Origin of the sequence: Gordonia sp. 'Campus', assembly GCF_022206305.1 — a bacterium.
Lineage (GTDB): Bacteria > Actinomycetota > Actinomycetes > Mycobacteriales > Mycobacteriaceae > Gordonia.
On the sequence record NZ_JAKOIW010000030.1, the window covers coordinates 1 to 13,394 of the forward strand.

13 protein-coding genes are annotated in these 13,394 nt (G+C 67.7%); 7 read left to right on the forward strand and 6 right to left on the reverse strand.

Translation table 11 applies throughout. The features are described 5' to 3' along the window. Positions 1–408 precede the first annotated feature (408 nt). The gene (locus MAY35_RS21730) at positions 409–2,577 is read left to right on the forward strand and encodes a heavy metal translocating P-type ATPase (RefSeq protein WP_238423363.1); all 2,169 of its coding nucleotides are present in this window, start codon (positions 409–411) and stop codon (positions 2,575–2,577) included. 80 nt (positions 2,578–2,657) lie between these two features. Here the strand turns inward: MAY35_RS21730 and MAY35_RS21735 are convergent, their stop codons facing one another. The 4 genes from MAY35_RS21735 to MAY35_RS21750 form a co-directional block, all read right to left on the reverse strand. Next, entirely contained in the window at positions 2,658–3,371 is a 714-nt protein-coding gene (locus tag MAY35_RS21735) for an FABP family protein (RefSeq protein ID WP_374238000.1), read from the reverse strand. Positions 3,372–3,597: 226 nt separating this feature from the next. Further along, on the reverse strand, positions 3,598–3,903 hold the full coding sequence (locus MAY35_RS21740) for a DUF1416 domain-containing protein (RefSeq protein ID WP_238423364.1): 306 nt from the start codon (positions 3,901–3,903) through the stop codon (positions 3,598–3,600). Between the two features lie 5 nt (positions 3,904–3,908). Beyond that, the gene (locus tag MAY35_RS21745) at positions 3,909–4,748 is read right to left on the reverse strand and encodes a sulfurtransferase (RefSeq protein ID WP_238423365.1); all 840 of its coding nucleotides are present in this window, start codon (positions 4,746–4,748) and stop codon (positions 3,909–3,911) included. A 412-nt stretch (positions 4,749–5,160) separates the two neighbouring features. Continuing rightward, on the reverse strand, positions 5,161–6,018 hold the full coding sequence (locus MAY35_RS21750; protein ID WP_238423366.1) for an LmeA family phospholipid-binding protein: 858 nt from the start codon (positions 6,016–6,018) through the stop codon (positions 5,161–5,163). Positions 6,019–6,228: 210 nt separating this feature from the next. On the opposite strand from MAY35_RS21750, the gene MAY35_RS21755 reads away from it, so the two are divergent. The 6 genes from MAY35_RS21755 (at position 6,229) to pstB (ending at position 12,175) form a co-directional block, all read left to right on the forward strand. After that, positions 6,229–7,017: a response regulator transcription factor gene (locus MAY35_RS21755; RefSeq protein ID WP_238423367.1), complete on the forward strand. Its 789-nt coding sequence runs from the start codon at positions 6,229–6,231 to the stop codon at positions 7,015–7,017. After that, positions 6,998–7,936, forward strand: coding sequence for a mycothiol synthase (gene mshD, locus MAY35_RS21760; RefSeq protein ID WP_238423368.1), 939 nt, complete (start codon positions 6,998–7,000; stop codon positions 7,934–7,936). Before MAY35_RS21755 ends, mshD begins: the two co-directional genes overlap by 20 nt. Before the next feature lie 265 nt (positions 7,937–8,201). Next, the gene (gene pstS / locus MAY35_RS21765) at positions 8,202–9,278 is read left to right on the forward strand and encodes a phosphate ABC transporter substrate-binding protein PstS (RefSeq protein ID WP_238423369.1); all 1,077 of its coding nucleotides are present in this window, start codon (positions 8,202–8,204) and stop codon (positions 9,276–9,278) included. 144 nt (positions 9,279–9,422) lie between these two features. After that, entirely contained in the window at positions 9,423–10,451 is a 1,029-nt protein-coding gene (gene pstC, locus MAY35_RS21770; RefSeq protein WP_238423370.1) for a phosphate ABC transporter permease subunit PstC, read from the forward strand. 2 nt (positions 10,452–10,453) lie between these two features. Next, positions 10,454–11,353, forward strand: a complete 900-nt coding sequence (pstA, locus tag MAY35_RS21775) for a phosphate ABC transporter permease PstA (RefSeq protein WP_238423371.1) — start codon at positions 10,454–10,456, stop codon at positions 11,351–11,353. 45 nt (positions 11,354–11,398) lie between these two features. Then, on the forward strand, positions 11,399–12,175 hold the full coding sequence (pstB, locus tag MAY35_RS21780; protein ID WP_238423372.1) for a phosphate ABC transporter ATP-binding protein PstB: 777 nt from the start codon (positions 11,399–11,401) through the stop codon (positions 12,173–12,175). Between the two features lie 120 nt (positions 12,176–12,295). Here the strand turns inward: pstB and MAY35_RS21785 are convergent, their stop codons facing one another. Then, positions 12,296–12,445, reverse strand: a complete 150-nt coding sequence (locus MAY35_RS21785; protein WP_238423373.1) for a hypothetical protein — start codon at positions 12,443–12,445, stop codon at positions 12,296–12,298. A gap of 156 nt (positions 12,446–12,601) precedes the next feature. Continuing rightward, entirely contained in the window at positions 12,602–13,264 is a 663-nt protein-coding gene (gene phoU / locus MAY35_RS21790; RefSeq protein WP_238423374.1) for a phosphate signaling complex protein PhoU, read from the reverse strand. Positions 13,265–13,394 lie beyond the last annotated feature (130 nt).

The window sequence follows — 13,394 nt, forward strand, 5'->3', positions numbered from 1 at the left end:
GGATTAACCGATCAGGGAGTGGGCACCGCCCCCGGCACTCCGCCGGCGCCGGTGCCCACTCCCTGATCGGTTAATCCGTTGCGCGCCGCCGGAATCGGGCGTACGTTCGCGGGTACACAAGGAAGGAGGTGGTCTGATAGTGATTTCTCATCGGACATGTGAGGTGACCATCCGTTAGCAGTTGACCGTGTGGCATTCGTGTCGCACCGAGGCGGGAGACCGCCGGTCGGCGCAGCGAATACCAGGTGGTCACCCGGCCCCCGCATCCCGACCCGGTCCGGTCGGCACAGGCCCGTCAGGGCGGTGCGGGGGCCGTTCCACGTCCCGGTCAGGTTAGTCGGATCGATACCCGTACCGGGTAGCTGTAGCTCTGGCCAGGGTACCCCTGGGGGGTATACCCTCGGACACATGAACGCACAGCACCAGCATTCGCCCTCGACGGGGTCGTCCGCGGGACACGCGCACGAGCGCCCCGAGTCCGGCGGACACGATCACGGTCACGCCGACATCGATCAGGCCGGACACGGCCATGGTCACGAGGGTCATGGTCACGAGGGCCATGGTCACGACGGGCATGTCGGCCACGCCGACCACGTCGCACAGTTCCGACGGTTGTTCTGGGTCATGCTCGCGCTCGCGGTGCCCACGGTTGCGCTCAACGACATGTTCGCCGGTATCGCCGGGTACGGTCTGCCCGACGCCGAGTGGGTGCGCTGGGTGTCGCCTCTGCTCGGCACCGTGATCTACGCGTGGGGCGGTCGACCATTCCTCGCCGGCGCGGTGCAGGAGATCCGTACCCGCCGCCCCGGGATGATGCTGCTGATAGCGCTGGCCATCACCGTGGCCTTCGTGTCGTCGTGGGGTTCGACGCTGCATCTGCTCGACCACGAGCTCGACTTCTGGTGGGAGCTCGCGCTCCTCGTGGTCATCATGCTGCTCGGCCACTGGATCGAGATGCGCTCACTCGCCCGCACCACCTCGGCACTGGACTCGCTGGCCGCACTGTTGCCCGACGAGGCGGAGAAGGTCGTCGGAGACGGGGTCGTCGCGGTGTCGCCCGACGAGTTGGAGGTCGGCGACGTGGTGATCGTCCGGCCCGGAGCGGCCGTCCCGGCCGACGGCATCGTCGTCGACGGATCGGCGAGCATGGACGAGTCGATGGTCACCGGAGAATCCGCCTCCGTCCGACGCGGTCTCGGCGATTCCGTGGTCGCCGGTACCGTGGCCACTGACTCCGGGCTGCGAATCCGGGTGACCGCCACCGGCGACGACACGACGCTGGCCGGAATCGGGCGGCTGGTCGCCGACGCGCAGGCGTCCTCGTCGCGTGCGCAGCGCATCGCCGACACCGCCGCCGGGTGGCTGTTCTGGTTCGCCCTCGGTGCGGCGGTCGTCACGGCCGTCGTATGGACGGCTGTCGGGATGCCCGACGATGCCGTCATCCGTGTCATCACCGTGCTGGTCATCGCCTGCCCCCACGCCCTGGGACTCGCGATCCCGCTGGTCGTGTCCATCGCCACCGAGCGCGCCGCGCGCGCCGGGGTTCTCGTCAAGGACCGGCTCGCGCTCGAATCGATGCGCAGCGTCGACGCCGTGCTCTTCGACAAGACCGGGACCCTGACCAAGGGCGAACCGGCCGTCACCGCTGTCGAACCGGCGCCCGGACAGGACCGCGACCGCGTGCTGGCGTGGGCCGCAGCCGCCGAGACGGACAGTGAACACCCCCTCGCCAGGGCGATCGTCCATGCGGCGACCGGTGCCGAGCTGGCGGTGCCCGCCGCCCGGAACTTCGCGTCGTCGCCCGCCGTGGGCGTGACCGCCACCGTAGGGGGCCAGATCATCCGTGTGGGCGGGCCCAACCTGCTCGAGCAGTACGGGCTCGACGAACTGGCCGTTGCCGAGGAGTGGAAGTCGCAGGGCGCCATCATCCTCCACGTTCTCGTCGACGAGTCGATCGTGGGTGCGATCCGCCTGGCCGACGAGATCCGCCCGGAGTCGGCGGAAGCCGTCGCCGCACTGCACGACCGGGGGATCGAGGTCGTGATGATCACCGGGGATGCGCAGGCCGTTGCCGACGATGTCGCCGCCCGGCTCGGCGTCGACCGTGTCTACGCGGGAGTCCGCCCCGAGCACAAGGCTGCGATCGTCGCCGAGCTCCAAGAGGAGGGGCGGCGTGTCGCCATGGTCGGCGACGGGGTCAACGACGCGCCCGCGCTGGCGCAGGCCGACGTCGGGATCGCGATCGGTGCCGGCACCGATGTGGCGATCGGTTCGGCCGGGGTCATCCTCGCATCGTCCGACCCGCGCTCGGTCCTGTCGGTGATCGAGTTGTCGCGCGCCGGTTACCGGAAGATGGCGCAGAACCTGTGGTGGGCAGCGGGATACAACCTCGTGTCGGTGCCGCTGGCCGCCGGGATCCTGGCACCGATCGGCTTCGTCCTGCCGATGAGCGTCGGTGCCATCCTGATGTCCGCGTCGACGGTCGTGGTGGCGCTCAACGCGCAACTCCTGCGCCGCCTCGATCTGCGGCCGGGGAAGGTGGTGACGGGGAGCGGCGTCGGCCAGCCGCTGAAGTGAATGGTCGGCCAGCCGCTGAAGTGAATGGTCGGCCAGCCGCTGAAGTGAATGGTCGGCTAGCCACTGAAGTGCATGGTCGGCTAGCCGACGTGACGACGGAGCTTCGCCGACAGGCGCGGGACCAGATCGCCCTCGGCGTCGACCCGCTCCTCGACATACGCGAGGTCGCCATCGGCGACGAGACCGTAGAGGCGCTTGGCGCCGCCGGCCCGACGCCCCGACTCGGCCTTGATGACGACATCGGTCGCCAGTTCCCAGGTCGTCTGATTGAGCGGCGTGCCGTAGAAGAGTTCGATCCAGCCCTCGGCATGGGCGAGCAGCAGTTCGATGGTGTCGTCGTCGCCGATCCGCCAGAACCCGGACTCCCGCAGATCGGGTCTCACGAACGCGGCGTCCTCGTCGATCACCCAGGATCGCGATTCCCAGGTCAGGAAGTTCTGGCCGTCATGGGAGACGACGATCTGCTGGGCGAAGTGATAATCGGTGTCCGTCTCGGGGTCGCGCCCCTCGCCCTCGCCGCGCCACACCCCGACCATCGGCAGGAGTGCGAGCAGGCCCGGATGCAGATCCGCGCCCAGCCGGAGGTTGGCGGTGTCGGCGGCCAACGGCAGATCGTCCCACGTCGGGACGTTGCGCTCGCGGCTTCCGGACTCCTCGGCGCGTGCCTCGGCCTGACTGATCGCCTCGTCGCCGGACCGGCGCGGCTCCGACGCCGCAGCGCCGGGCGCGCCCTCACCGGACGGGCCGGGCTGCACGGATTCGTCGTCGGGCGCGCCTCCGGATGGAGACGTCACGACTCGTCGGTGACCAGGCGGTAGAGGGTGTAGACACCGAACCAGGTGATCAGCACCGAGGCCAGGATCAGCAGGATTTCGAAGAAGAGGACCACGGGAGAAATTCTAACCCCGTCGCGGAGCTGCCGATCGACGGGGTGAGAAAGCAGACAGCCCGGTCACCGCGGGTGCGGTGACCGGGCTGTCGGTCAGACGGGACCGTCACGACGTGACTGTCGTTCCGGAGTCACTTCGAGACGGTGATGTCCTTCTCGTGGATGCCGGGGCCCTCCGGGCTGATCGTCACATCGCCGTTGCCCAGCGCGGACAGGGCACGCAGCGTCCAGGTGCCGGGGGCGGCGAAGAAGCGGAAGTCGCCGGTCGGCGAGGCCACGACCTCGGCGGTGAACTCACCGGTCGAGTCGAGCAGACGCACGAAGGCGCCGGCGACGGGCGATCCGGAGCCGTCGGTGACCTGTCCGGTCAGGACGACCTCCTTCTCGACGTCGACGCCCGCGGGCAACTTCTGTCCCTGCTTGGGTGCAGCACACATATCTCTTACTTTCCTTCTCCGAGTTCGATCGGGACACCGATCAGCGAGCCGTATTCGGTCCAGCTGCCGTCGTAGTTCTTGACGTTCTGGTGACCCAGCAGTTCCTTCAGCACGAACCAGGTGTGGCTCGAACGCTCACCGATGCGGCAATAGGCGATGGTGTCCTTGGAGCCGTCGAGACCCGCTTCGCCGTAGAGCTCGGCGAGTTCCTCGTCGGACTTGAAGGTGCCGTCCTCGTTGGCGGCCTTGCTCCACGGCACGCTGATGGCGCCGGGGATGTGGCCGGGACGCTGGCTCTGCTCCTGCGGGAGGTGAGCCGGTGCCAGGATCTTGCCGGAGAACTCGTCGGGGCTGCGCACGTCGACCAGGTTCTTGACGTTGATGGCGTCGACGACCTCGTCGCGGAACGCACGGATGCTGAGGTCCGGCTCGCCGGCCTTGTAGGTCGTGGCGGGACGGCTGACGGCGTCCGACGACAGCGGACGGCCGTCGAGTTCCCACTTCTTGCGGCCACCGTCGAGCAGCTTGACGTCGTTGTGGCCGTACAGCTTGAAGTACCAGTACGCGTAGGCGGCGAACCAGTTGTTGTTGCCGCCGTAGAGGATCACGGTGTCGTCGTTGGCGATTCCGCGCTCGGAGAGCAGGGCGCCGAACTGCTCGGCGTCGACGAAGTCGCGACGGACCGGATCCTGCAGGTCGGTCTTCCAGTCGAGCTTGACGGCGCCGGCGATGTGGCCGCCGTCGTAGGCCGAGGTGTCCTCGTCGACCTCGACGAAGACGGTCTTGTCGGCATTGAGGTTCTGTTCAGCCCATTCGGTGCTGACCAGGACGTCGGAACGTGCCATGGCGGTGTCCTTTCCAGTGGATCTGTGGTGGTGATCGATCAGGTGGAGATGGTGGAAACGGTGAGACGCGAAAAGGGTTCCCGCGTTCTCGGCGGAGATGACGAGCGCGGGTGACGGCGCACGGAATCGAGGATTCGAGACCTCGGTGGAGACGCCCCCGTACTCATCGACGGCGTGGGCGACCGGCTGCGAACGCAGCGCGAAGGGTCACACCGTCAACGGCGAGTGCGACAACAACAGTCGGCGACACGACAGAAGTCGATCGCCCGGCGTCGTGTGAGCAAGTACTCACGGCGCTGCTGCATGCCCACGAGGGTACAACAGAGCCGAACCCGCTCCCAACGGCCGGGGTGCTTTGCCTCGGTCACCGCCGAAAGCCCTTCTGAACTGCTCAGAGGCTGTCGGCCGGGTGTCAGAACCGGTCGGGCCGGACCGCGGTGGGGCCCGATTCGCCGACCAGTTGGATGTCCCCGCCGAAGCTCTCCGCGCGCCGGGCGGTGAGATCCCAGGCCATCGGAAGGCGGGGGAGCGTCATGCTGAACCGGTCCAGGGCCGCCTCCCGCCACGCGGCCGGGATGTCGGCGTCCACGTGGCGTTCGGGGCCGGTGTAGAAGTCGGTGGCGCGGATGTCGAGTGCACCGTCGACCACGGACAGGTCGACGGACACACTCACCCGCACCTTCGGGCCGTCGTATGCCGAGGCCGACGGCGGGTCAGCCGGGTCCAGCCCGTCGGTCGGGGGCAGGGCGACGGTGCCGGTGAACACCACACCCGTCTCCCGACTGACGATGCCGTCCTGCGGACCCCCGGAGCCCGCCTTGCCGTCGGGTCCGGGAGTGCTGACGGTGAGGTCGACGATGCGCAGATAACGGGCCAGCGTGACCGCATCGAGCCTCGTGTACGTCGACAGCGACGACGTGTGCAGAACATCACTCGGACCGAATCCGTGCCCGTCGGCAACCTCGAACGGGCCTAGCGTGGCGCCCAGTTCGCCCCGGCAGACGCCGCGTGCGCGGTCGCATCCGGGCAGTTCGACGCCGGGTGCCGCGATGGTGGCGCCCGCGAACTCACCGGCAGACGACTGCGAGGTGAACGGGAATCCCGCGATCGTGACCTCGGGATCGACAGTGACCCGGGGGGATTCGGCGATGGCCCGGGAGAGCTGGTACTCGGCGCGGACCGCGGCCCCGACGTCGACACCGACCGCCACGCCGCCGGCGAGGAGAACGACGGCGACGGCGATGACAAGGACTTTTCGGATGCGCGGCATGCTCAGCCGATCACCCTCCCCGTCGTCGTCCACCAGCGGTCGGACGTGCCTTGTCAACTGCCGAACGCCTCGGTGACGCTATTCTGTCATCTATCTCGCACACGTTGGTAAGGCAGCGTAAACAATCGCCGACGGTGCGCGGGTGGCGTTCACGGCGTGGTGAGCGATCTGGAAGGTCCGGGACGGGGACGAACGAGATCGGAGTGCTGGGTGGATCTCTTGTTGTTGACGGCCGACCCTGATCCGGAGTCGGTCCTGCCGTCGTTGTCGCTCCTCGCGCACACGGTACGAACCGCGCCGACCGAGGTGTCCTCCCTGATGGAGGCGGGCAATGCCGATGTCGCGCTGGTCGACGCGCGCGCCGATCTGGCGGCGGCGCGCGGACTGTGCCGGCTGCTGGGCAGCACCGGTTCGTCGGTGCCGGTCGCCGCGGTGCTGACCGAGGGCGGTCTGGTCGCGGTGAATGCGGACTGGGGGATCGACGAGTTCCTGCTCCCGGGCACCGGGCCGGCGGAACTCGATGCGCGCCTTCGTCTCCTGGTGGTGCGTACCCGGGGGGTGACGGCCGAGGAGGCTTCGGGGAAGGTCACGCTGGGGGAGCTGGTCATCGACGAGGGGACCTACACCGCGCGGCTGCGTGGACGCCCCCTCGACCTCACATACAAGGAGTTCGAACTCCTGAAGTACTTGGCGCAGAACGCCGGTCGCGTCTTCACGCGCGCGCAGCTGCTGCAGGAGGTGTGGGGGTACGACTTCTTCGGTGGCACCCGGACCGTGGACGTCCACGTCCGCCGGTTGCGCGCCAAGCTCGGCAGTGAGCACGAGTCCCTCATCGGGACCGTACGCAACGTGGGATACAAGGCCGTGCGTCCCACCCGCGGCCGAGCCCCGTCCGCCGACGTCGTCGAGGACGACCCGGCGGTCACCGATGATCTCGAAGATGCCTTCGACGGTCCCGATCCCTTCGACGAGGAGTTCAGTGCCAGCACCGGGAACTGACGAATTACAGGTGCGCCGCGGCGCTCTTGCGCCCGAGGTCGCCGACTTCGCGCATCGCCTGGTCCGGGAGGCGACGACCGCCGATGGTGTCGCGCCGCTGTCGGAGGGGGCGGTCGCGGCGATCGATGCCGGGGACGGGTCCCCGATCGTGCACGTGTGGTCGACGGCCGGGTACGCCAACATCGTGTCCGGGCGCGATGGTGAACCGTCGATGATCGAGGCGGTCGTCGACCCCGCCTCGCGCAGACGCGGACACGGACGCGCACTGCTCCAGGCCGCCTTCGGTGCGGCGCCCGCCCCCGACTCTTCCGGTGCCGACTCTTCTGGTGCCGACTCTCCCGGAGTGCGGGTGTGGGCCCACGGCGACCTGCCCGGTGCCGTGGCACTCGCCGCCGCCATGGGGCTGACCAAGCGTCGCGAACTCCTTCAGCTCCGACGCCCCGTCGGCGCCGGACACGAACTCCCCGAACTCGTCGTCGATCCCACCATCGCGTTGCGCACCTATGCCGGGCAGTCCGATGACGCCGAGATCCTGCGGGTGAACAATGCCGCCTTCGACTGGCACCCGGAACAGGGCGGGTGGTCCGAGGAGCAGATCCGTGAGCGCGTCGACGCCGACTGGTTCGATCCCGAGGGACTGTTTCTCGCGTTCGACGCCGACGACGCCGGGCGCCTCCTCGGCTTCCACTGGACCAAGCGACACGACGCCGAGCTGGGCGAGGTCTACATCGTCGGCGTCGACCCGGCGGCGCAGGGCCGGGGGCTCGGGCGCCTGCTGACCCTGGCCGGGCTGCATCACCTGGCGCGGGGCGGCGTCTCGGAGATCAACCTCTACGTGGAGGGCGACAACACCGCCGCCCTGCACACCTACGAGCGATTGGGTTTCACCCGCTACGCCGTCGACGTCGCCTACGGCTGAGCGCGTGCCCGTGGCGGGTCGCGTGTTCACTCTGCGCCCAGGTCGCGTGTTCCTCCGAGATGGTCATTTGACACGGCGCACAGTTAGCCAGGTCACGTATGGTGGCGGGCCGGCCGGATCGCACCCCGCCTGCCTTGGCCAGTTCACCGTCAGTTCATCTTTTGTAGGGGATCAGTCCACCACGCCCCCATAGCTTTCCAATCGGACACTCCGGGCCCCACGGCCACGTCGGGCGGAGAATGCGAACGGAAAGGCAACACCAGCGGTGAAAATCAATCGGAACGGCGCCCTGGCGTCGGTGTCGGCGATCGCGGCACTGACCCTCGTGACGGCGTGCGGTGGGGGAAGCGAACAGACTGTCAGCGGCGAGGGCTCGACCGCGCAGCAGAAGGCCATGGAGCACTTCAGCCAGGTCCTGACCGACAACGGCGACATCGTCCTCGACTACACCGGCAGCGGTTCGGGTGACGGCATCAAGAAGTTCATCGCGGGCGACGTCGACTTCGCCGGCTCGGACTCGGCGCTCAAGGCCGACGAGGTCACCGAGGCCACCGCGCGCTGCAACGGCAACGCCCCCTGGCACCTGCCGCTCGTCGTGGGCCCCGTCGCGGTCGCCTACAACGTCGAGGGCGTCGACGACCTCAAGCTCAACCCCAGCGTCATCGCGAAGATCTTCAACGGCAAGATCACCAAGTGGAACGACCCGGCAGTGGCCGCGCTCAACCCGGGCGTGCAGCTCCCGGCCGGCGACATCGTTCCGGTCTACCGTTCGGACAGCTCGGGCACCACCGACAACTTCCAGCGCTTCCTCGAGAATGCGGCGCCCGCTGACTGGCCGTACGAGCACAGCAAGGAGTTCGCGCCCAAGGGTGTCGGTTCCGGTGCCTCGAAGTCGACCGGCGTCGGCGACACCGTGAAGAAGACCCCGGGCTCGATCACCTATGTCGAGTGGGGCTTCGCCACCGAGAACGACCTCGGCGTCGCCCAGGTCGACTTCGGTGCCGGCCCGGTCGCGCTGAACGCGGAGAGCGCGGGCAACGCGCTCGAGTCGCTGGCCTTCAAGGACCCGGCCAGCAAGGACCTCGTCGTCGACACCGACGCGCTGTTCGCCTCGAAGGCTCCGGGCGCCTACCCGCTGCTGCTCACCCCGTACTCGATCGTCTGCTCGGCGGGCTACGAGGACGAGGCCACCAGCCAGACGCTGAAGGACGCCTTCACCACGGTGCTGAACGACGGTCAGGCCGGACTCGAGGAGATCGGCTACGTGCCGGTGCCCGAGGCCTTCAAGGCCAAGCTGCAGGGAACCATCGACTCGCTCTCCGGTGGGTCCGGGAACGCCTGATCAACCCAACATTGATCGCGTGCGCGGGGCCGCTTCGGTTTGCGGCCCCGCGCACACGGTTGACACACTGACACGACATTTCGCGTGTCCACGAGACGGCGGGAAGTGGCCCCAATGACCAGAGCCGAATCACAAGAAGGACGCATGACCTCGCTGAGCAAAGAGGGTGGCGCGGTTCCGCCGGGCACCGACGAACCGACCACCTCCGGGTCATCGCACGAACCGCCGTCGGGCACACTGCACTCGGCCGCACACCACCAGGTGGCCGACCGGGTGTTCCGCACCCTGGCCGTCGGCTCGGGCTTCGTGGTCTCGATCGTCATCGCGCTGATCGCGCTGTTCCTTCTCGCGCAGGCGATTCCGTCGCTGGCGAAGAACGAGGAGAACTTCTTCACCTACACCGGCCAGTGGATCACCAGCGGGTCCCAGCTCGCCTTCGGTATCCCGCAGCTGTTCTACGCGACCGTCGTGGTGTCGGTCATCGCGCTGCTGATCGCGATGCCGGTCGCACTGGGTATCTCGATCTTCCTGACCGAGTACGCGCCGAAACGGCTCGTCGGCCCGATCACCTACACCGTCGACCTCCTCGCCGCGGTGCCCTCCATCGTCTACGGCCTCTGGGGCATCCTGGTCCTCGGCCCGGCCCTGGTGCCGGTCAACGAGTGGCTCGTCGGCAACCTGGGCTTCCTGCCGTTCTTCCAGCAGCCCACCCAGGTCGCCAACATGAGCACCGGCGGAACGCTGCTGACCGCGGGCATCGTCCTGGCCGTCATGATCCTGCCGATCATCACCGCGGTCACGCGTGAGGTCTTCATGCAGACCCCCAAGGGACATCGTGAGGCCGCGCTCGCGCTGGGCGCCACCAAGTTCGAGGTCGTCAAGGTCGCGGTCCTGCCCTTCGGGTTCTCCGGGTACATCTCGGGCTCGATGCTCGGTCTCGGTCGCGCACTCGGCGAGACGATGGCCCTGCTCCTCATCATCTCGACCGTCGGTCCCATGAACTTCAACCTCATGGAGAGCGGCGAGACCTTCGCGACCAAGATCGCGAACAACGCGGCCGAGTTCGACTCGCCCGCCAAGACGGGCGCCTACATCTCGGCCGGCCTGACCCTGTTCGTCCTGACCTTCATCGTCAACGCCGCCGCCCGCGCGGTCGTCGCCGGAAAGAAGTGACCATGTCTGTGACCACGACAAGTTCCGCGGCCGACCCCGTCAAGAAGCCGTCGGGCTTCACGCCGATGTCCGGGCGTCGAAAATTCACCGACGCGACGGTGCGCGTGGCCGTCGTCGCCGCCCTCCTGCTGGCACTCGTCCCGCTGGTGTGGCTGGTGTTCACCCTCGTCTCGCGCGGCATCGAGCCGATCCTCGACATCGGCTGGTGGACGGAGGCCGAGCGCCGTGGCGGCGCGGCCAACGCCATCATCGGCACGCTCATGCAGACCGCGCTCGCCGCCGTCATCTCGATCCCGCTGGGCATCTTCGTCGCCATCTACCTGGTCGAGTACGCCACCCAGAAGTCACTCCTGGCGCGGGTCACGACCTTCATGGTCGACATCCTCTCCGGCGTCCCGTCGATCGTCGCCGCGTTGTTCGTCTACGCGGTCTGGCGAACCACCCTCGGCCTGCCGCGTTCGGGCTTCGTCGTCGCGATCGCACTGGTGCTGCTGATGGTCCCGCTCGTGGTCCGCGCCACCGAGGAGATGTTGAAGATCGTTCCGCAGGACCTGCGGGAGGCGTCGTACGCGCTCGGCATCCCCAAGTGGAAGACGATCGTCAAGATCGTCCTGCCGACGGCACTCTCGGGCATCGTCACCGGCGTCATGCTCGCCATCGCCCGAGTGATGGGCGAATCGGCGCCCGTGCTGATCCTGGTCGGCGCGACGCGTGCGATGAACTTCAATCCCTTCGACGGCAATCAGCAATCCCTGCCGCTGATGATGGTGCAGCAGTACAACAACGGACCGGGTGCCTTCGACCAGGTGTGGGGAGCGGCGCTGACCCTGGTCATCCTCGTCGCGATCGTCTACTTCGGCGCAAAGGTCGTGTCGAAGTTCTTCGCCCCCAAGACCTCCTGATCCCTCACCCTCTCGGGTCATCTCCTCCAGAACGGAACCAACCCCATGGCCAAGCGCCTCGACATCAAAGACCTGAACATCTACTACGGCGACTTCCATGCGGTTCGGGACGTCACCCTCGAGGTGCCGCCGCGCTGCATCACCGCCTTCATCGGCCCGTCGGGCTGCGGCAAGTCGACCGTGCTGCGCACCCTCAACCGCATGCACGAGGTGACGCCCGGCGCGTACGCGAAGGGCAGCGTGCTGCTCGACGGCGAGGACATCTACGGCAAGAGCGTCGACCCGGTCAGCGTCCGCGCGACCATCGGCATGGTGTTCCAGCGCCCGAACCCGTTCCCCACCATGTCCATTCGCGACAACGTGGTCGCCGGCCTCCGGCTGCAGGGTGTGCGCAACAAGTCCGAACTCGATGACGTTGCCGAGAAGAGCCTGCGCGGCGCCAACCTCTGGGAAGAGGTCAAGGACCGTCTCGACAAGCCCGGCGGCGGCCTCTCGGGTGGTCAGCAGCAGCGCCTGTGCATCGCCCGCGCGATCGCAGTGTCGCCCGACGTGCTGCTGATGGACGAGCCGTGTTCGGCTCTCGACCCGATCTCGACGCTGGCGATCGAGGACCTGATGGGTGAGCTCAAGAAGGAGTACACCATCGTCATCGTGACCCACAACATGCAGCAGGCGGCCCGCGTCAGCGACCAGACGGCGTTCTTCAACCTCGAGGCCGTCGGCCAGCCGGGTCAGTTGGTGGAGATCAACGACACCGAGGCGATGTTCTCGAACCCGACGAAGAAGGAGACCGAGGACTACATCTCGGGTCGCTTCGGCTGATCGTCAGACCAGGACCCATCCTCGACACGGACAGGCCCGCTCGCCTTGGGGTGAGCGGGCCTTGTCGCGTTGGCAGGGTGGATGGCCGTGCCCGGGATGGGAATCGCCTGGCGGGCACAGTCACATGTTGAGCAGCAGGATCGCCAGCAGCGCCACCAGGGAGGCGGTCACGCCGAGGTAGGCGAGTATCTTGCGGCGATGGGCGGCAGCCTCGGCGTCTTCGTCGGTCGCCGCATTGAAATCGGGCTCGGTCGGATAATGCTGGGCCATGTCCGCCACCCTAGCCACGACCCCGGCCTGTGTGAAATCCCTCCGCGACGAGATCTTCACTGACATGAAAAGAGGCCGAGATCAGTTCGTTGAACTGAATTCTCGGCCTCTGAAGGTGTGGTCTCCCGCTCGGTCACGTGAACCGAGCGAGAGAAATCACCCGACGTTCTGGAACTGCTCCGGGGTCTTGCCGGTGGCCGTGAAGACGACGCGGCGGCCGATGAGCACGGCGTGGTCGGCGAACCGCTCGTAGTAGCGGCCCAGCAGGGTCACGTCGACGGCGGCGGCGACGCCGTGCTTCCACTCGCGATCCATCAGCACCGTGAAGAGGTGGCGGTGCAGGTCGTCCATCGCGTCGTCGTCTTCTTGCAGACGCAGGGCCGCCTGCGGGTCGCTGGTCACGAGGACCTCGTGCGCGCTCTTGGCCAGCGCGACCGCGAGACGCCCCATCTCCGCGAAGTAGCCGTTGACCTCTTCCGGGAGTGCCTTGGCCGGATGGCGACGGCGCGCGACCTTCGCGACGTGCAGCGCGAGCGCGCCCATACGGTCGGCGTCGGCGACGATCTGGAATCCGCTCACGACACCGCGCAGGTCACCCGCGACGGGTGCCTGCAGGGCGAGCAGCGCGAAGGACTGTTCCTCGGCGCGAGCCGTGAGCTGGCTCATCCGCTCGGTGTCGCCGATGACCTCTTCGGCGATGGCGAGATCGGCCTGCAGCAGTGCCTGCGTCGCCCGCGACATCGCGGTGCCGGCCAGCTCGCACATCTCACCCAGTACCGAGGTCAGCGCCTCGAGTTGCTCTTGGTAGGCGGTACGCATTCATCAAGGATACGTGCGTCGCGACTCGTATCCGACTCCGACCGATGAACGCATGATGAACGTCCGGTACGTCCTGTGCGGGCTCCGGGTCGGTGCGTCCCCGAGGGGTCGACCACAGCGCATTCATCGA

Coding starts and splice junctions, on each gene's coding strand:
- MAY35_RS21745 (WP_238423365.1), bottom strand. CDS start 4,748: ATGGCACGTTCCGACGTCCTGGTCAGCACCGAATGGGCTGAACAGAAC.
- pstB (WP_238423372.1), top strand. CDS start 11,399: ATGGCCAAGCGCCTCGACATCAAAGACCTGAACATCTACTACGGCGAC.
- MAY35_RS21750 (WP_238423366.1), bottom strand. CDS start 6,018: ATGCCGCGCATCCGAAAAGTCCTTGTCATCGCCGTCGCCGTCGTTCTC.
- pstA (WP_238423371.1), top strand. CDS start 10,454: ATGTCTGTGACCACGACAAGTTCCGCGGCCGACCCCGTCAAGAAGCCG.
- pstC (WP_238423370.1), top strand. CDS start 9,423: ATGACCTCGCTGAGCAAAGAGGGTGGCGCGGTTCCGCCGGGCACCGAC.
- MAY35_RS21785 (WP_238423373.1), bottom strand. CDS start 12,445: ATGGCCCAGCATTATCCGACCGAGCCCGATTTCAATGCGGCGACCGAC.
- MAY35_RS21740 (WP_238423364.1), bottom strand. CDS start 3,903: ATGTGTGCTGCACCCAAGCAGGGACAGAAGTTGCCCGCGGGCGTCGAC.
- phoU (WP_238423374.1), bottom strand. CDS start 13,264: ATGCGTACCGCCTACCAAGAGCAACTCGAGGCGCTGACCTCGGTACTG.
- MAY35_RS21730 (WP_238423363.1), top strand. CDS start 409: ATGAACGCACAGCACCAGCATTCGCCCTCGACGGGGTCGTCCGCGGGA.